General features: G+C 37.7%; 6 protein-coding genes. 3 read left to right on the forward strand and 3 right to left on the reverse strand.

Annotation, left to right across the window (positions count from 1 at the left end):
* Window positions 1-57 precede the first annotated feature (57 nt).
* Complete coding sequence (locus CGC58_RS10340; RefSeq protein WP_095896629.1) at window positions 58-432, forward strand: DUF1573 domain-containing protein; 375 nt, start codon at window positions 58-60, stop codon at window positions 430-432.
* Between the two features lie 76 nt (window positions 433-508).
* Here the strand turns inward: CGC58_RS10340 and CGC58_RS10345 are convergent, their stop codons facing one another.
* From CGC58_RS10345 to pncB, 3 genes are read right to left on the reverse strand one after another with little or no spacing between them, the layout of a single operon-like run.
* Complete coding sequence (locus CGC58_RS10345) at window positions 509-1,045, reverse strand: Smr/MutS family protein (protein ID WP_095896630.1); 537 nt, start codon at window positions 1,043-1,045, stop codon at window positions 509-511.
* A gap of 39 nt (window positions 1,046-1,084) precedes the next feature.
* Window positions 1,085-1,315 carry a hypothetical protein gene (locus tag CGC58_RS10350; protein ID WP_095896631.1) on the reverse strand — a complete coding sequence of 77 codons (231 nt, stop codon included), beginning with the start codon at window positions 1,313-1,315 and terminating at the stop codon, window positions 1,085-1,087.
* 5 nt (window positions 1,316-1,320) lie between these two features.
* Complete coding sequence (gene pncB, locus CGC58_RS10355; RefSeq protein ID WP_095896632.1) at window positions 1,321-2,508, reverse strand: nicotinate phosphoribosyltransferase; 1,188 nt, start codon at window positions 2,506-2,508, stop codon at window positions 1,321-1,323.
* 376 nt (window positions 2,509-2,884) lie between these two features.
* Here pncB and CGC58_RS10360 point away from each other — a divergent pair, with 376 nt between their 5' ends.
* Window positions 2,885-14,878, forward strand: coding sequence for a T9SS type B sorting domain-containing protein (locus CGC58_RS10360; protein WP_095896633.1), 11,994 nt, complete (start codon window positions 2,885-2,887; stop codon window positions 14,876-14,878).
* A 102-nt stretch (window positions 14,879-14,980) separates the two neighbouring features.
* The gene (locus CGC58_RS10365; RefSeq protein WP_095896634.1) at window positions 14,981-17,143 is read left to right on the forward strand and encodes a S9 family peptidase; all 2,163 of its coding nucleotides are present in this window, start codon (window positions 14,981-14,983) and stop codon (window positions 17,141-17,143) included.
* Window positions 17,144-17,275 lie beyond the last annotated feature (132 nt).

The following is a 17,275-nucleotide window of genomic DNA, read 5'->3' on the forward strand; positions in this document are numbered from 1 at the left end:
TGGCATAATTGTTGAGAGTATATAAGGAGAATATAAAACTAATTTAATTTTTATACCATGAAAAAGTTTTTAACATTTTTATTTGTAGCTACATTCGGGTTGATTTCTTACGCACAAGAAACTGCCGAAATCACTTTCAAAACTGAAGAAATTGACTACGGGAAAATAAAAGTAGGAAGTGATGGAGTTCGAGTTTTTGAATTTACAAATACCGGAAAAGCTCCGCTTGTAATTACAAATGTTGCATCAAGTTGCGGTTGTACAGTGCCTTCTTGGACGAAAGAGCCAATCGCTCCCGGAGCAAAAGGAAAAATTGAGGTGAAATACGATACAAAACGTGTAGGACCTATCAGTAAAACAGTGACGGTTACCTCTAATGCAAAGCAAAATCCTGTTAAAGCATTGAGAATTAGAGGCGAAGTGCAGCAATAAATCCATAACTATTTTATATTTAATGAGAAATAAGCCATCCCAAGAAAGGTGGCTTATTTCTTTTTTTATGGATTAATTATTCTTTGTTGTTTTGAAAAATATAAACTTCTGTGGCACCAATGCCGTATTTGCTGTACTCGGCATCGTAGAATTTTACATTGTATCGCCCTAAGAGATATTCCAATTCGGTACGAAGGACGCCCTCGCCAACGCCGTGGATAAAAACTACTCGCTGTATTCGTTTTTCGATGGCAAATTCCAATTGCCTTCGGGCGGTTTCAATTTGAAGTGTAAGCATTTCGTGATTGGTCATATTCTTAGTAGAAGCCACCAATTGATGAATATGCAAATCAACTTCCATAGGAGGAATTTTTTTATCTTTTTTGGAAATGATTTTTTTCTTTTTTTCGGTGTTTTTAAGAAGAGAATCATTATCCAAATCAAAGAAGTTAATCTTCAGGTTGTTACCCTTTTCGATTTTTACTACTTCCGATTTACCAAATGAAAGCTCGAACCCCTCCTGAGTTAAAATAGTTATTCTATCTCTGTTGATTTTAACTACTTTACCTTGAATGGTTTCGTCTATAACTTCTACTAAATCACCAATTTCCATTTTTGAAATACGAAAAATTGCTTAAATGAAAAATATAAATTAACTCTCTGTTTTTTCTTTTTCTTCTGTGTTATCTTCCTCTTCTTTCGGAAAAATTCTCTCTTGAAAATCTTCTTCTCTTTTTGGGGGCAATGATTTTGAAATGGAGTAAATACCAATCATTAACAACATCATTCCTCCGATTAATAGAAATTGGTCATATTGCTCGAACCAAAAACGAAGCGAAGCTACCAAAACTCCGAGAATTATGTAAATATAGGCAGGTCTCATATTTTTTAATTGCTGATTCTTAAAATTTCTTTTGCAAGTTCAATCATTCGCGGTTCGCCGGTGTGTTTGTTAGGTTCATCGGATAATTTTACAGTCGGAACCCACTCATTATCACTGGTTAAAACTTCCGTTAGTTTCATAACAATATTCATCGGACGCAAACCTACGTCGTTAGTCAAATTCGTTCCAATACCAAATGAAATGCCTATTTTACCTTTGCACGCTTCTGTAATCAGCTTCACTTTTTCAGTGTTTAGTCCATCCGAAAAGATGATGTATTTTGATAATGGATTGATTCCTAATTTTTTATAATGGTTGATTGTTTTTTCTGCAAAAATAATCGGGTCGCCGCTATCGTGACGAACACCGTCAAAAAGCTTGCTGAATTTTTTGTCAAATTGTTTGAAGAAAACATCTGTTGTGTAAGTGTCTGAAAGAGCGACTCCTAAGTCTCCACGATATACATCTACCCAATGCTCTAACGACATCGCGTTCGACATTTTGTAACCGTACTCGGCGGCGTGGAACATAAACCACTCGTGGGCGTGCGTTCCGATGGGTTTTACTTGATATTTCATCGCCATATGCACATTGCTTGAACCTGAAAAGTTGTATTTTTTTGATTTTGTCAGCGTTCGCATTACGATGTCGTGCACGTGGTAAGAATGTCGGCGTCGCGTACCAAATTCTGCAAAAACAACACCGAATTCTTCGTAAAGCCTTACTTTTTCGATGGTATTTTCCATAATTTGCTCATCTGTCCATTGTTTGGCTTTGGTTAGTTTGTAAAAAAGTTCACTAATCATCGCAAGCAGAGGCACTTCCCACAAAATAGTACGATACCAAAAACCTTCAACTTCAACTTCTATGTCACTTCCGTTTTGCTTGATTTTTACTTCGGTAGGGTCGTAACGATATCCTTCCAAAAAGTCAATATAAGCCGGATTTAAGTACGGACAATTAACCGTTAAGAATTCTTTTTCATCTTTGGTGAGTTTTAAATGAGCCATATCATTCACCGCTTGCTGCATTGCTTGAGCAAAACCTTCGGGAAATTCGTGTTTTCCTCGGTTTATGAATTTGTAGCGACCTTTTGTGTTAGGAAATAATTTCAGGACGGCACATTGCATCGTGAACTTATAAAAGTCATTATCTAAAATGGAATTAAAAACTCGATGATTTTCGTGTGACATAGTGTTTTAATAAAGAATGTTAAACATAAAGCAAAGATATAAAAAGAATTTATAAAAGCAAAAAGATTACAAGTGTTTCATTATCTGATGATGTTAAAAAAGAAGGTTGTTTTGTTAAATAAAATAGATAATTTAGTTAAAACATTTCCTGAAAAAACGATATATAATATTTAGAAAAGTATGAATTTAATAATACTTTTTTTATGAATGTTGTTGATAATTAATAATTTATGTTTTTGTTTGAATAGTTGTATTAATGGTGGATATTTGTGATTTCTTTTTTGAGAGAAAAATGTTATATTTTGTGAATAGTAAATTATTAAATACTTTTGTACGTTAAAGATTACTATACTAATTCTATAAAAAGAATCAAAGGATGAAAAAGTTTTTATTTGTTTTCACATTTTTGATTACCACATTGGTAGTTAAAGGGCAACAATGTTTCGAGAATTTTACCACAACTACAACGTCGGGATTGTGTCTTTCGGATGCAACGCTAACGGTCAAAGTTCCTGATGGTTGTACAGGTACGTTTGCTGTGGAATTAATAGAACCTAATCAAATTGGGTTACCAAGCGTTCCCCTTTTGGATGCAAACGGAAGTTACACATTTACAAACTTAAAAGCGGGGACTTACACGGTTACCCTTATAAATCAAGGTAACTCTACTCGTTCAACTTCCAAAGCAGTTCAGGTTACTTCTACTTACAGAAACATAAACATAACTTCCCCAAAAATTACCGCACCTTCGCTTGCTGGAAATGACGGAAAAATACAGTTTGAAATCAGACCCAATGGGGGAATTGGTCCTTTCAAGGTTAGTATTGTAAATCCTGATGGGTCGCCTTTGAATCCACCAGTACCTCCACAACAAATAGCGAAATCTACATCAAATGCATCTGTTGTTTTTCAAGGAAATGGAGCAGCACCGATAAAAACAGGAAATGTGGTGATTGTTGTCGAGGATTTGGCAAATAATAAGCCCGATTGTGGTGAAGTACGCAAAGAACCTGTCAGAATTCCTTCGCCAGTAGATACAGAATCAAGATTTGAGATATATAAGGAAGGAGCAAGTTCTCGTATACGTATAAACGATCAGTGTAAGTATCAATTCTGGATACAGGTACGAAGAAAAGACGGAAAGCCGTATGATAGTCAGAATATTAATTTTTTAAGACAGACAGGTAGAGCTATTATCCGAAATTTAACCACTGGTCACGAAGAGGATATATCCCATACTTTTGCTGATGGTAAAATTACTGAAGGTATGTCTTTCTACAGTGGCTGGAATTTTAATATTGGAGATAAGGTAGAATTAGTTATAGAAGGGGCTCTGAATACTATTAGAGAAAAATTTGTATTGGATGCTCAAAGTATGAATCCTTATTTTCAGCATCCTAAAAGTCCGCAAGTTGTTCGTTATCAGGTGCCTGTATGGTTGATTAACCAATCGCAAGTAGCTTGTGGTAATCAACTAAAGGTTAATGCGGGTGTGAATTGGATGTGGCGTCAGTTTGAAAATGAGGCAGATGCTAATACTCCGGCTATTTATGCTAAATATGAATGGTATCAAAATTTAGGAGAGTGGATAACGGAAGATCAAGCAAATGCTGGTAATGTAGGGTATTATTATGAGGTATATAAAGCATCAGTGGCAGGAACTCCTGATATTAATAACTCAGCTCATTGGACAAGAATTACACAAGCTTCAGGAGGTGTTAATATTAAAGACAGAACCAATATAGAAATAAACGCTGGAAATGGTTGGTACAAAGTGACGTATAAGAACAATTCTTCTGTTGGTACTCCACCCAATTCTTGTCACGAAATTTCAAGGATGGCTTATGTTTCAAAAGATCCAAATAAACATTACTTAGATTATATTTTCGACGGATTCGAAATGAATAGAGGTGTGTATGAAAATACAGTTTCACTTCGAATTTATCTTTCAAGTAATAGATTTGTATATCCTGCCAAAATGACAATTATGCCTGCAGATGGTAGTACTTCAAAAACATTCGCTACTTCTTTGCCTTTGGATGGAGTGGGAACATACGAGCGAACTATTAATTTCCCAATAGAAGAGGTAATTAATGATCCTACAAATCCTGCAATAAATCCTAAAAACTATGTTATCATAGGAGATTTTCCGCCTGGAGAATACAATGTTACGTTTAGTGATGCCTGTGGTGATAGTAGAACAAGACGCATAAACTTCAGATATCCTGTAAAGTATGATGGAGACTTTATTGAAGTAGATCAAGAATGTAGATTTGGTAATGTTTCTTTTGATTTGGCAATGATTCATAAAGGAGCGATGCCTTATTTATCAGTTGGAATACAACGAAAAAATCCTAATGGCACTTGGAGTTCGGTAGGAGGACAGCCAGGTTTCAGGTCAAAAACAGGAACATTCAATAATTTGCCGCCAGGTGAATATCGATTATTCGTAACGAATATGATTTATGCCAAGGCAGAAGTATTAAGATGGAATAGTGCTGGTGACTATGACGTAAGAGATAAGGATAATGCAGGGACTCCTCTTGATGAACAAGGGGTAGACGGTTTTACTAAAATGCCAGATTTTATAAATGCCATTAGGGGTAATGCTCAACCTTGGCAAAGAGGAATGGTGCGTTTTATCACAAATTATAAAGAGTTTACTATCAAAGAAACATCTGCTTTACAAACTGATGTCTCAGCAACATATTGTGATAGAACTAATGGTAATGGATTGGTAGTCATAGGAATAAAAAATCCTGAAGATATTCGATATCCGCTCACTTTCAGGCTGAAGGATGCTACGGGTAACGTTATTTCAAAAACATACGACAAGGGTTCCGGAGCAACATCACACGTTTTTTCTAACGTTTCAGATGGGGATTATGTTGTTGAAACAGAGCATACTTGCGGAAAATGGTACAATAATGTAACTGTAAAAGCAAGTAATTATGCAAATCCGAGAATGAGATATACTTTAGGAAATCTTGATCCGTGTTTGGGAGGGGAAGTTACGCTTATTTTTGGAGGTTCTGAACAGTTGTTTGATATTGAGTGGTTTAGATTAGATGCTGATGGCAATGAAGTTCTTCCAAGTATAGGTATAGGAAAAACAGTTGTACAAACTATTTCGTCAACAACAACATTCCGAGCTAAATATAAAATTAAATCATTGGAAGGAATATGCCCGGGAACCAAGTTAGATGGTGTTTTAGAAAATACAATTACCATAGAACCAGACAAAACAGCTCCGGTAATTACTGGTTGTCCTCCAACTCCAATTGAGGTCAATGCTGCTGTGGGAGCTTGTTCTGCTATTGTTAATTGGGAAACAATCACAGCTACGGATAATTGTACTTGGACACACACGCAAACGCATCAAAGCGGTGACCGTTTCGATATAGGAACGCATACGGTAACTTATGTTTTCACGGACGCTCTGGGTAACACGAGTACTTGTACATTTAATGTTATCGTGAAATCTAATGCTTTGAATTTGAGTGTAGATGCGTCGTATATTAACGGAACAGGTAACGTTCTTACTCAAGATTTGGCTTTGAATCAGCAGTTTCAATATAGAATAGAATATAAAAATGTTGGTCAGGAGAATATTACAACATCCACGCTGACAATTAAATTTTCAGACAATCCTTATGTAACGATAGGTGAACCTGTTCTGACAGAAGCTTCGGTGGGTAATTATGTGCCTACATACACCAAACAAGATAGGACATATACTTTTGTACTGCCTAAAGAAACTTTGAGAGGCAACAGCGAGGAACGTAAAATTTATATTCCGCTGACTGTCAATGGGGATTATTCAGAAATAGGAAAAGCTTGTATGAATTTCCTATCTACGAATTATGTATTTGAATATGAAGGAGGTAATCAAGATTGTTTGATTCCTAAACAAATAAAAACAGCTACAAACACCATAGTTATTTCCACAGAAAACAACGAGCGTTCAGAGCTTTTCTGTGCCGGTTCTTCTTTGGAATTAACTGCCACTGAAGGGTTTGATTCTTACAAATGGTATCTTGATGGAGTGTTAATACCAACATCAACATCTAACAAACATTTAGCAACAAGTCCGGGTGTTTACACTGTTGAAAAAATTAAAAATTGTGATGGTACTACACTGGTTAGCAAGGAAATAATCAAATTCCGAGAGCACGACGCTTCTGATGCGGACTTAATCAAGGCTCAAGCCAATGGAGGTGCGATTTGTGGAGCGGATGGAAGATGGACAAGTCACTTCATATTGTGTAACGAACCATCAAGAACTATCAAAGTGAATTTCATTGATACAAAATTGGAATGGCAACGTTACAACGGAACAAGTACCAATAGCAAATGTCCTGATTACGGAGGTGATTGGCGTATTGATGCAAACGGAGTGGGTAACACATTCACTGCCAATACACAAGGAAAATACCGATTGAAAGTAACTTCAAGCAATGGTTGTGAGGCTTATTATTATTTTGATGTATATGTGAATACTTTGGCAGGGGAAATCGTTCAGCCGGTGGGGCATATAACAAATTATCAACCAGGTAATTTCACTGTCAGAATGGTAACGGAAGGCATCACTTATCAATATACTTTGAGAGATGCTGCCGGGCAAATAGTTAACGGAATTAACAAAGCCACAGGTTCGCACGATTACAGAATTACAGGAATTTCAGAACCAGGCACTTATACGATTGAGGTTACTTCTCCGAATTTGGCAAATTGTTCAACAATTCTTACAGCAAAAATAGAAAAGCAAACTGAATTGACTGCCACTGCAACTCCAAAAGCGTGGACGGATTGTAACAAATTAAATGTTCTTTTCGAAGTTCAGGGAGGAAAATCTCCGTATGAATTTGCTATATGGAAAATCAACGGAGTACAGAAATATGCAGATTATGCCTCTATTCCTGCTTCAGAATTCAATATAGCTACAATCCCTGATGGACAAAGTTTTATTGAGAAAGAGATAAACATCACGCAACCAGGAGAATACATTTTTGTTACCAAAGATGCCAATGGTGCTTATGCCGAAACGCCAAAAATAGATATTTATCCGGAAGGAGTTGATGGTTATACAATTGATACTAAGGATATTATTTGTGGTTTTGCTCCTAATTCAGGACAGATTTCTGTTAATTTCAATTCAAGATTACAAAACATCACTACGGAACTTCACAAGTTGGATGCAACAGGAAATCGTGTGGAAACTTACACGCCAAATGCAACCGGCTTCTATGACGGATTGACAGCAGGAAAATATGAATTGGAGATAAGCATCAAAAAAAGTGGAATAAAGATATGTCAATATATCAATCCGGTCCAAATATACGAAAATGAGAATACGTTAAAAGCTTTTGCGGGAGTAGTTGAGGACGAATCTTGTGATAATGTAAATACTCCAAGAAAATACAAAGTACACGTTAATAACGTAAGCGGAGGCTCTGGAACAGGGTACGTATATAGCTCTAACGGAGTTGATTACGGAACATCGAATGTGTTGTATTTGAGTGGTTCCGGCAAGGTTTATGTGAAAGATAGCAACGGATGTCCGCTTGAAATAGATGTGAATATTGCTCCTTTAGTACCGCCAACAGTTTCGGTAAGTAATGTAGAATATACTTGTAGCGGACAAGGAACATTTACCGTAACAGCAACGCCCGTAGGTGATTATGAATATGAAGTAGTAGGAAATACAATTAGCGAGAGAAAGAAAACAAATGTTTTCACTCTTCCTATCGGAAATTACTCAGTTTTTGTTCATTACAGACCGGGAAGTTCGTTAGCGACCACGCCTAATTATCTGTTTAAGGAAGACTTTGGTCAGGGAGATGATACTTGCGACAATTCGGTGACTTATATGACTTGCAAGCCAAATGAAGTACTTGAAAGCAATCAGTATGTGATTACAAAACAAGTACAAGGAAGAACCGAGTGGGTAAGCCCTACGCCAACAGACGCATCTGCAATGGCAAATGGTCGTTATTTGGCTGTAAATGCGAATTCTAATCAAGGAAATTTAGGAATTATCTACAGAAAAGAGATTAAAGATGTAGTTCAAGGAACTGAGCTTAAGGTAAGTTTGAAATTGCATAATTTACTATCTCCTACTTATTCAGGAGGTAAAAATCCAAATGTTGATTTGGTAATCTTAAATGCAATAGGAGGAGCTGAAATTCAAAGAATTGGCTTGGGACAAATTCTGGCAACAGGGGCTTGGGAGTCAAAATCAGTAACTTTCAATGCGGCATCGATTACAACAAGTCAATTGATTTTTGAAATTCGCAGTAAAGAGGGAACATCGGCTCAGGCTGGAAGCGATTTGGCAGTTGATGATATTGTGATTTGGCAAGATACCAAACTTTGCGATGTAAGGCTTGAAAGTCAATCGGTTTCGGTTGAGGAAAACAAAGCTTTCAAAATTACGGGAACTCCTGAAGATGCAAAATGCGGTAATTTAGGAAAACTTAACTTGAGAATAGAAAACCGAAACGGAGCAAATCTTTCATACTCAAGTGATAATGTAAATTGGGTGGCTTTGGCTGTTACGCCGGCTTCTGCTTCGGAAGACACTGCTGTTATTAATGATTTGCCTGCAACAACCGGTGGTATAGTTTATGTCAGAAAAGATACCGACCATAGTTGTGTTGCGGAAGCGAACTACATTATTAATGCTCCCGAAACTATTTCAGTTACAACAACTTTACTCCGAGGTGTAAGCTGTGATAATGCTAATGCTAATGCCGAAGTGAAGATAACAGCAACCGGAGGTACAAAACCTTATCAAAGTTTCAGAATAGGAACAACCACTCAGCCAGCGGTAAATAATGAGGCGATATTCAGCTCAGTACCAGCAGGAACGTATGAGATAGCAGTGACTGATGCTAACGGATGTATCGTTACTTCAACATTGGAAGTGGCAGACAAATTGCCTTTAACATTGGAGGTAGAAAACCTTGAAGCTTGTTCGCTTGGAGGAGATACGGGAAGAATTCAGGTGACTGTAACCAATGGTAACGGAAATTATAGATTTAGCCAAAATGGCAGAGATTTCTATCCAAGTCCGTTTACTGATGGAGCTTACTTTGTGTTTGAAAATCTGCCGGTAGGAAATCATACATTTACGGTGATCGATGCATTGAATTGTAAACAACAAATTTCTGCAGAGGTTTATGAGCCATTGCGATTGAATGTGGAAGGACCAACTGAGCATTTAACTTGTCATCAAACAAGTAAATCTGTTTATAACTTGAAAGCTACGGGAGGCGACCCAACCAAAGTGAAAGAATTTTTGTGGAGTAATGACGGAATCACATTCAACAGCGGAAACGCACCGGGGATTACCATTACAACAACAGCCGGTTCTGCAGTTTTTTCAACCACTGAAGAAGGAACTTATTATTTCAGAGTAAGATACGAATATGAAGCAGGTGAATATTGTTTGGCAACCAGCTTGAAACGAGAAATCAAAATAACAAAACCGAAATTCAAAGGAGATGTCACTTCTACGAATATAACTTGCGGAGGTGATGCCTCAGGAAGGATAAATATTTCGGCAGATAATATTGAAGGAGGACAAAGTCCTTACGAATTGTTATTGTTCGACGGAACAGCAACAACTACACATTCTGTAGGAAACATCACAGGATTAAAAGCAGGTACTTACACCCTTACCATTAAGGATGCAGGCGGATGTTTCTCTGAGCCAACTTCTGTAACTATTACAGAGAATCCTGCATTGAATGTGACTGTTACACCAAAAGAAGTGCATTGTAATGCCGGACAAGGAATGGATTTAGGTTCCGTAGCAATACAATTTGATAATGGCGGTACAGCTCCGTTTAGTATTGAGATAAGATATAAGGATGTAGTTCACGCAAACACTGTCCATACGGAGTCTAATATATCAATCGGAACAGTTGTGAGAAAAACTGGATTAATTCCGCACGATTATACCTATGTAATTACAGATGCTAACGGATGTAAAACCAAGGGAGAATTTACAGTAGCAGGAACATCTGATAGGCTTATTGCTTCCGTAACAGGAATTACGGCAGGTTGCGCAACGGCTTCAATTACAATATCCGCATATAACGCAGGAGGAGAGTCTATCGCGGCTGGTTCTCACTGGTTTGCAGTTTATACACTTGGATTGATGCCTCCTACAGGAACGCCTCCTACAACTGGAAATGTCTGGAACGTAGGTGGAACAACTTGGTATAGAGGGACTAAAGTGAAATTGATGAATCATTTAGGAGTTGAAGTAGATGGGGTAACGGCCACATTGCGTGACTTGATACCAGGGGCAACATATAAATTTATGGTATACGACAATACAACAAAATGCTATATCATAGAAGAAGCAGGTGAAGTTCCTCCGGCTCAATCGAAGTTAAAAATTTCTAAACCAGCCCCTAAGTCAACTACTTGCCACGATGCTAATGACGGAAAAGTAAACTTTACGTTATCCAATTGGGATACGTCAACTACAGTTGTTGATTACGAGGTATATACATATTCAGATAACAGAGCTACTGCCTTTAAGGCTCCTGTACCTGTGGCAATGCCTATGAACATAGAAATTACGGGCTTACCAGCCAATAAGTACTATGTTGTGTTTACAGAGAAAGAAACAGGATGTAAAAAAGCTTCCGAGCCGTTTGTTATTAAGAAATCATTAACAGAACTAATTGTTGAGAATCCAACAACAAGTAATGACAATTGTAAAGGAGGTAACGGAAAGATTTCAGTAGATGTACGTGATGGTGTGGCTCCGTATAAGTATTATTACCATAATTTGGCTACGCCAGCTCCGATAATCGGTTCATCTGCTTTAACAACTCAATTGGATGCATCAACCGATACTTCATCTAAAAAAGTTGCTGCAGGACAGTGGATTGTATTTGTCAGAGATGTTTCAGGATGTATCAAAACAACTTCACCAATTACAGTTGGTATGGATAGTCAGCCGGCTATAAATTCAATTGAGGTTGAAGATCCTTGTGCTGATAACACCAGTTTTGCAGTGCGATTGAATCTCTCAAAAGTAGGAACAGGACAACACAGTTACCGTGTACTTATGGGGGCGACAGTTGTATCTACTTGGACTGATATTTCTATAGCTCAAGGAATTACCTCATTTACTTTGCCAATACGTTTGGCAGCAGGAAACACTTACACAATTGAATTGAAAGACGGAAATGGTTGTGAAGCAAACGGAACGGTAGATGTACCTCTGCCAATGAGTTACAAAGTAAGTTCATTGCCAATGACCTGTGGAACAAATGAAGTGAAAATAGTTCTTTCTGACATAAAAGGAGGTTCTGGTGGCTACGAATACAATTTGGATAAAATATATGAAGTAGATGAACAAGGAAACGAGTATGTAGTACCAATAGCTACATTTGCGAGAGTTGTGGGAGGAACGCACACTATAACAATAGGTAATGGAGAAGGCAAGTACAGAGTGCGTCTGTATGATGTAGCGAACAAGAAATGTTACATAACAAAAGAAATTCAAGTTGATGCTCCGGTACAGCCTCAAATAGAAGTAGTAAGTGTTACCAACCCAAGTTGTTTTGGAGGAGCAGGTTCACTACGAGTACAGGCCAAACCAAATACTGAGGCTCCGTTTACGTTCAAAATAATAGCATCAAATGGAACAACTGTGAACATCATTCCTGCAACTTCAGGAAACGATTATGCCGTATTTGATAATCTTCCAAGTAGTGATACTGGAATTGTTTACACCATAGAAGCTACATCTGTTAAAAACTGTCCTGTGACAGCAACAGCAACAATTACATCACCAAGTGCATTGGCTATAACAACCGATGCTCTCAAAGTTGATAAATATCAATGTGTAGCTAACACTAATATACCTACGTTACCTATTTTAAGTTTTGATTTGGGTAAAGTAAGCGGTGGAACGCAGACTTATACTCGTATAGAATTTTATGAGGTAGGTACGGCAGCAGCTTTGAGTACGCAGATAGTAACAACGGGCAAAACGATTTACACGTATCAATTGCCACAACACCTAACTGCTCAAAAGGTTTACAATGTAAAAGTATATGACGCAAACGGATGTTCAGCAGTTTCTTCAGATGAAACTGTTGCCCCTGCGTTGATACTGAACAATGTAACGATAAGAACAGATAGAGTAATAGATTGTGACACAAATCTGCAAGATATTACAGTAGAGTTAGTTACGGGAACGCCTTACAATAACGAGCCAATTGTTTACACTGTGATAAAACGTAATCAAAATGGTAGCGAAGCTGTACATACAACGAAAACATCAAATTCATTGACAGAATCGTTTAGTTTACCGGTAGGAAACTACACTATCGTGGCAGTTAACAGAGATACGGATTGTGAAGTGAAAACATCATACGATGTTCATTCTCCACAAACCTTTATACTTACGGCAACAAATCCGATAAACGTAAAATGTCACAACGGCTCAGACGGAGAAATCACATTGACATTCACCGATACGAGACTTACCGACGGCGACCAAGCAGCTGACGGATTTACGTACGTAATAAGTCCGATTGCTCCATCAGCAGGTTCAACTAAAAACAGAACAGTAAATAACGGAACAACGGAAACTGTTACAGGATTGTTGGCAGGTAAGTATCAAGTAGAAGCGACTTCTATCAGAAATGGTTGTAAAGCTGTGACTTCGTTTGAAATCACACAAAACGAGCGTCCTATTTCTGCCACTGCAAATGAAACGTTTGGAGTTACTTGCTTGAATAACAAAGGAGAAGTTATGGTTACTGTCGATGGTGGAAAAGCTCCATATGATGTAGTTTTAACTTCTGCCGATGGCTCAGTGAATCAGACTAAAACAGGAGGAGACATAACCAATAATAGCGGACAATTCCTGTTTATAGGTTTGAAATCCGACCCGGTTTCAGGTTCGTTGGCTTACAATGTTTCAGTTACAGATGCTTCGGGCTGTGTACAACCGAATATAACGACGGTAACGCTTACACATCCTACACCTGTTACGGCTACGGCAACCATCACACAGGAAATAACTTGTCCGGGAGCAAACGATGCGGTTATTACAATAAGCAACGTGTCAGGAGGTTCAGGTGCAGGAACTTATAACTATGTTCTGGAAGGTACGAAAACATCAATTACGCAATCATCAACGGTGTTTACAAATCTTCCTCCGGATACATATACGGTGAAAGTAACCGATGCTTGGGATTGTGATGTTACGGTAGGAACATTAACTGTTGTTGATGCAACTCCGATGTCTGTAACAAGAACGGGAGCAGAATTAACTGTTTGCTATGCTGAAAAAACAGCTTGGATTAACGTGGAAATACAAGGAGGAACAGCCCCTTATGTGGCAGAGCTTCTGAGAACCGATGCCGTTGTGAGCATACATACACAGAATGTTACGGCGGCAGACCCTAACTTCCGAGTGCCAGCAATGTTAGGAGTTGGTGAATACGAAATAAGAATCACAGATGCCAGAGGATGTACTTTATCGCCAACATATAAATTTGAAGTGAAGGAAGTACCTGACCTTACATCAAAAGCAACTCAGGAGGGAACTTGCGAATCGAACGTATATAAAACTTGGATTGAAGTGAAATTCAGAGGTAATATGAATTTCGATAAGTTAAGTTACCAATTGGGTACGGGGGCTAAGAGAACATTCTCCAGACATAGCGATAACATCGGTTACATTGATGAAAATGTATTTGAAAACTTAACTGGAACACAAACATTAACTATCTTCTATAACGATGTTGATGTAGAAACTAGACTTCCTGTGGAATGTACATATGCATTAACAGAACCGATTCTTATTGAGAAAACAATACAATTAGGTGAGGTACAGGTAGTTCCAAATACAGCGATAAACACAATTGAGGTTAAAGGAAAAGACGGAGTTCAGCCGTATAGGTATGAATTCAATGGTCAAAATCAAGGCGAAAACGGAGTTTATCAATTGAAATTTACCGATCCTGAAGAAATCATCAACGGAAAACGATATAAGGTGATTAATGTGGTTGTGTACGATTCGGCTGGATGTTCAAGCACAAAGGTTATAAAAGAGGAATATTTTGATATCACTATTCCGAATTTCTTCACTCCTGATGGAGATGGCGTAAACGATACTTGGAAACCTAAATATGCCGAAAATTATCCTTATATGAGAATCTATATTTATGATAGATACGGAAGAAAACTCATAACTCTTTCTCAAGGCGAGGCGTGGGACGGAACCTATGAAAAGAGAGAGCTTCCAAGTGGTGATTATTGGTATATTATCGATTTGAACAGTAATATTGATTCACGTAAATTCAACGGAAACTTCACGTTGTATCGATAGATAATAGTAAATCAGAAGAATAAAAATGGAAAGTTGGGGAGTTTTTTCCTAACTTTCCATTTTTTTTATACCTTTGGAACGTCAAACTAAAATTTTATAATTATGCATAAAAAAATAACATTAAAAAACTTCGCAATTGCTGCGGTTTCTGTTATTTTTGCAACTTCTTGTAAAAATAATACCGAACAGCAAATGAAAAAAACACAATATCCGGATATTCAGCCTCCTACGGCGAAAAAAGTTCCGCACAAGTTGGAAAAATTCGGCAATGTACGCACCGATGATTATTTCTGGTTGAATCAACGTGAAAACCAAGAAGTAATCGATTATCTCAATGCCGAAAATGAGTATTACCAAAAAATGACGGCTCACACTAAGGATTTTCAAAATTCGCTTTTCGAGGAAATGAAATCCCGAATTAAAGAAGACGACTCGTCTGTGCCGTATTTCCGCAACGGATATTGGTACATTACCCGTTACGAAATCGGAAAAGACTATCCGATTTATGCTCGTAAAAAAGGAACTTTGAACGCTCCCGAAGAAATTATGTTCGATTGTAACGAAATGGCAAAAGGATACGCTTATTTCCAACTAAGCGGAATTTCGGTAAGCGATGACAATAAGTATGCATCTTTCGGGGTGGATACGGTTTCTCGCCGTCAGTATATGTTGCAAATCAAGAACTTAGAAACCGGTGAAATTCTTCCTGAAAAAATCGAAAATACCACAGGTTCAGCGGCTTGGGCAAGCGATAACAAAACGTTATTCTATACGAAAAAAGATTCTCAAACCCTTCGCTCGGACAAAGTTTATCGTCACGAATTGGGTACAGATACTAAAAAAGACGCTCTTATTTTTCACGAAAAAGATGATACATTTATAACAGGAGTATATCGCGAGAAATCAAGAAAATACATCGTTATTGGTTCGGGAAGTACGCTTACTTCGGAATATCAAATCTTAAAAGCGGACAATCCGAAAGGTAATTTCCAAGTATTCCAAAAACGTGTACGTGGCTTGGAGTATGATATTTCGCACTATGGTGATGCTTTCTACATCGTTACCAACAAAGACAATGCAACGAACTTCAAACTGATGAAAACATCTGAAAATGCGACTTCTGCCGAAAATTGGAAAGAACTTATTCCGCATCGCGAGGACGTATTTTTGGAAGGAATCGAGATTTTCAAAAATTTCTTAGTTGTGGAAGAAACCTTCAACGGATTGAACAGAATTGAAATTCGTCCTTGGAACGGAGGCGAATCGTATTACTTGCCTTTTGAAAGTGAAACTTACACGGCTTACACTACGCAAAATGTTGATTTTGATACAGATGTACTTCGTTACGGATACCAATCGATGGCAACGCCTGCTTCGGTAATTGATTTCAATATGGTTACCAAAGAAAAAACAGTATTGAAAGAGCAACAAGTTTTGGGCGGAAAATTCGATAAAAATAATTATGTAGAAGAGCGAATTTGGGCAACGGCAGCTGACGGAACAAAAATCCCGATGTCAATGGTTTACCGCAAAGGAATGAAAAAAGATGGTAAAAATCCGTTGTTACTGTACGCTTATGGTTCGTATGGGCATACGGTAAGTCCGTATTTTTCTTCTTCTCGATTAAGTTTGCTTGACCGCGGATTCATTTATGTGATTGCTCACATTCGCGGAGGGCAATATTTAGGCAGAAAATGGTACGAAAACGGAAAAATGCTACAAAAAAAGAATACTTTTACCGATTTTATTGACTGTTCTAAGCATTTAATAGCTGAAAAATATACTTCTAACGAGCATTTGTATGCCGAAGGAGGTTCAGCGGGAGGACTTTTGATGGGAGCAGTGGTAAATATGGCACCTGAATTGTACAAAGGCGTGATTGCTGCGGTTCCGTTTGTAGATGTGGTAACTACGATGCTTGATGACAGTATTCCGCTTACCACAGGCGAGTACGATGAGTGGGGTAACCCCAACGAGAAAGAATATTACGATTATATGCTTTCTTACTCGCCTTATGACCAAGTAAAAGCACAAAATTATCCGAATATGTACGTTTCTACCGGATTACACGATTCGCAAGTACAATATTGGGAACCAGCTAAATGGGTGGCTAAATTACGTCAAATGAAAACCAATAATAATTTGTTATTCTTGGATACCAATATGGATGCCGGTCACGGTGGAGCTTCCGGGCGTTTCGAAGCCTTGAAAGAAACCGCCAAAGAGTTCGCTTTTATGTTGGATTTGGAAGGCATAACTGAGTAAAAATAAATAAGATATGTGAAAAATCTCCTTTTGTAAAAGAGGAGATTTTTTGTTTTTTGAGAATATTACTTCATAAATATTTTCAGGAAATTTATAGAAATATTTTTTGCGATATAAAAAATATTAACAAAA

The sequence above is a fragment of the Capnocytophaga stomatis genome (assembly GCF_002302635.1).
Classification (GTDB): Bacteria; Bacteroidota; Bacteroidia; order Flavobacteriales; family Flavobacteriaceae; genus Capnocytophaga; species Capnocytophaga stomatis.

What these genes read in the sequence shown, in the direction of transcription:
- CGC58_RS10365 (WP_095896634.1), top strand. Translation starts at nt 14,981, where the DNA reads ATGCATAAAAAAATAACATTAAAAAACTTCGCAATTGCTGCGGTTTCT.
- CGC58_RS10360 (WP_095896633.1), top strand. Translation starts at nt 2,885, where the DNA reads ATGAAAAAGTTTTTATTTGTTTTCACATTTTTGATTACCACATTGGTA.
- CGC58_RS10345 (WP_095896630.1), bottom strand. Translation starts at nt 1,045, where the DNA reads ATGGAAATTGGTGATTTAGTAGAAGTTATAGACGAAACCATTCAAGGT.
- CGC58_RS10340 (WP_095896629.1), top strand. Translation starts at nt 58, where the DNA reads ATGAAAAAGTTTTTAACATTTTTATTTGTAGCTACATTCGGGTTGATT.
- pncB (WP_095896632.1), bottom strand. Translation starts at nt 2,508, where the DNA reads ATGTCACACGAAAATCATCGAGTTTTTAATTCCATTTTAGATAATGAC.
- CGC58_RS10350 (WP_095896631.1), bottom strand. Translation starts at nt 1,315, where the DNA reads ATGAGACCTGCCTATATTTACATAATTCTCGGAGTTTTGGTAGCTTCG.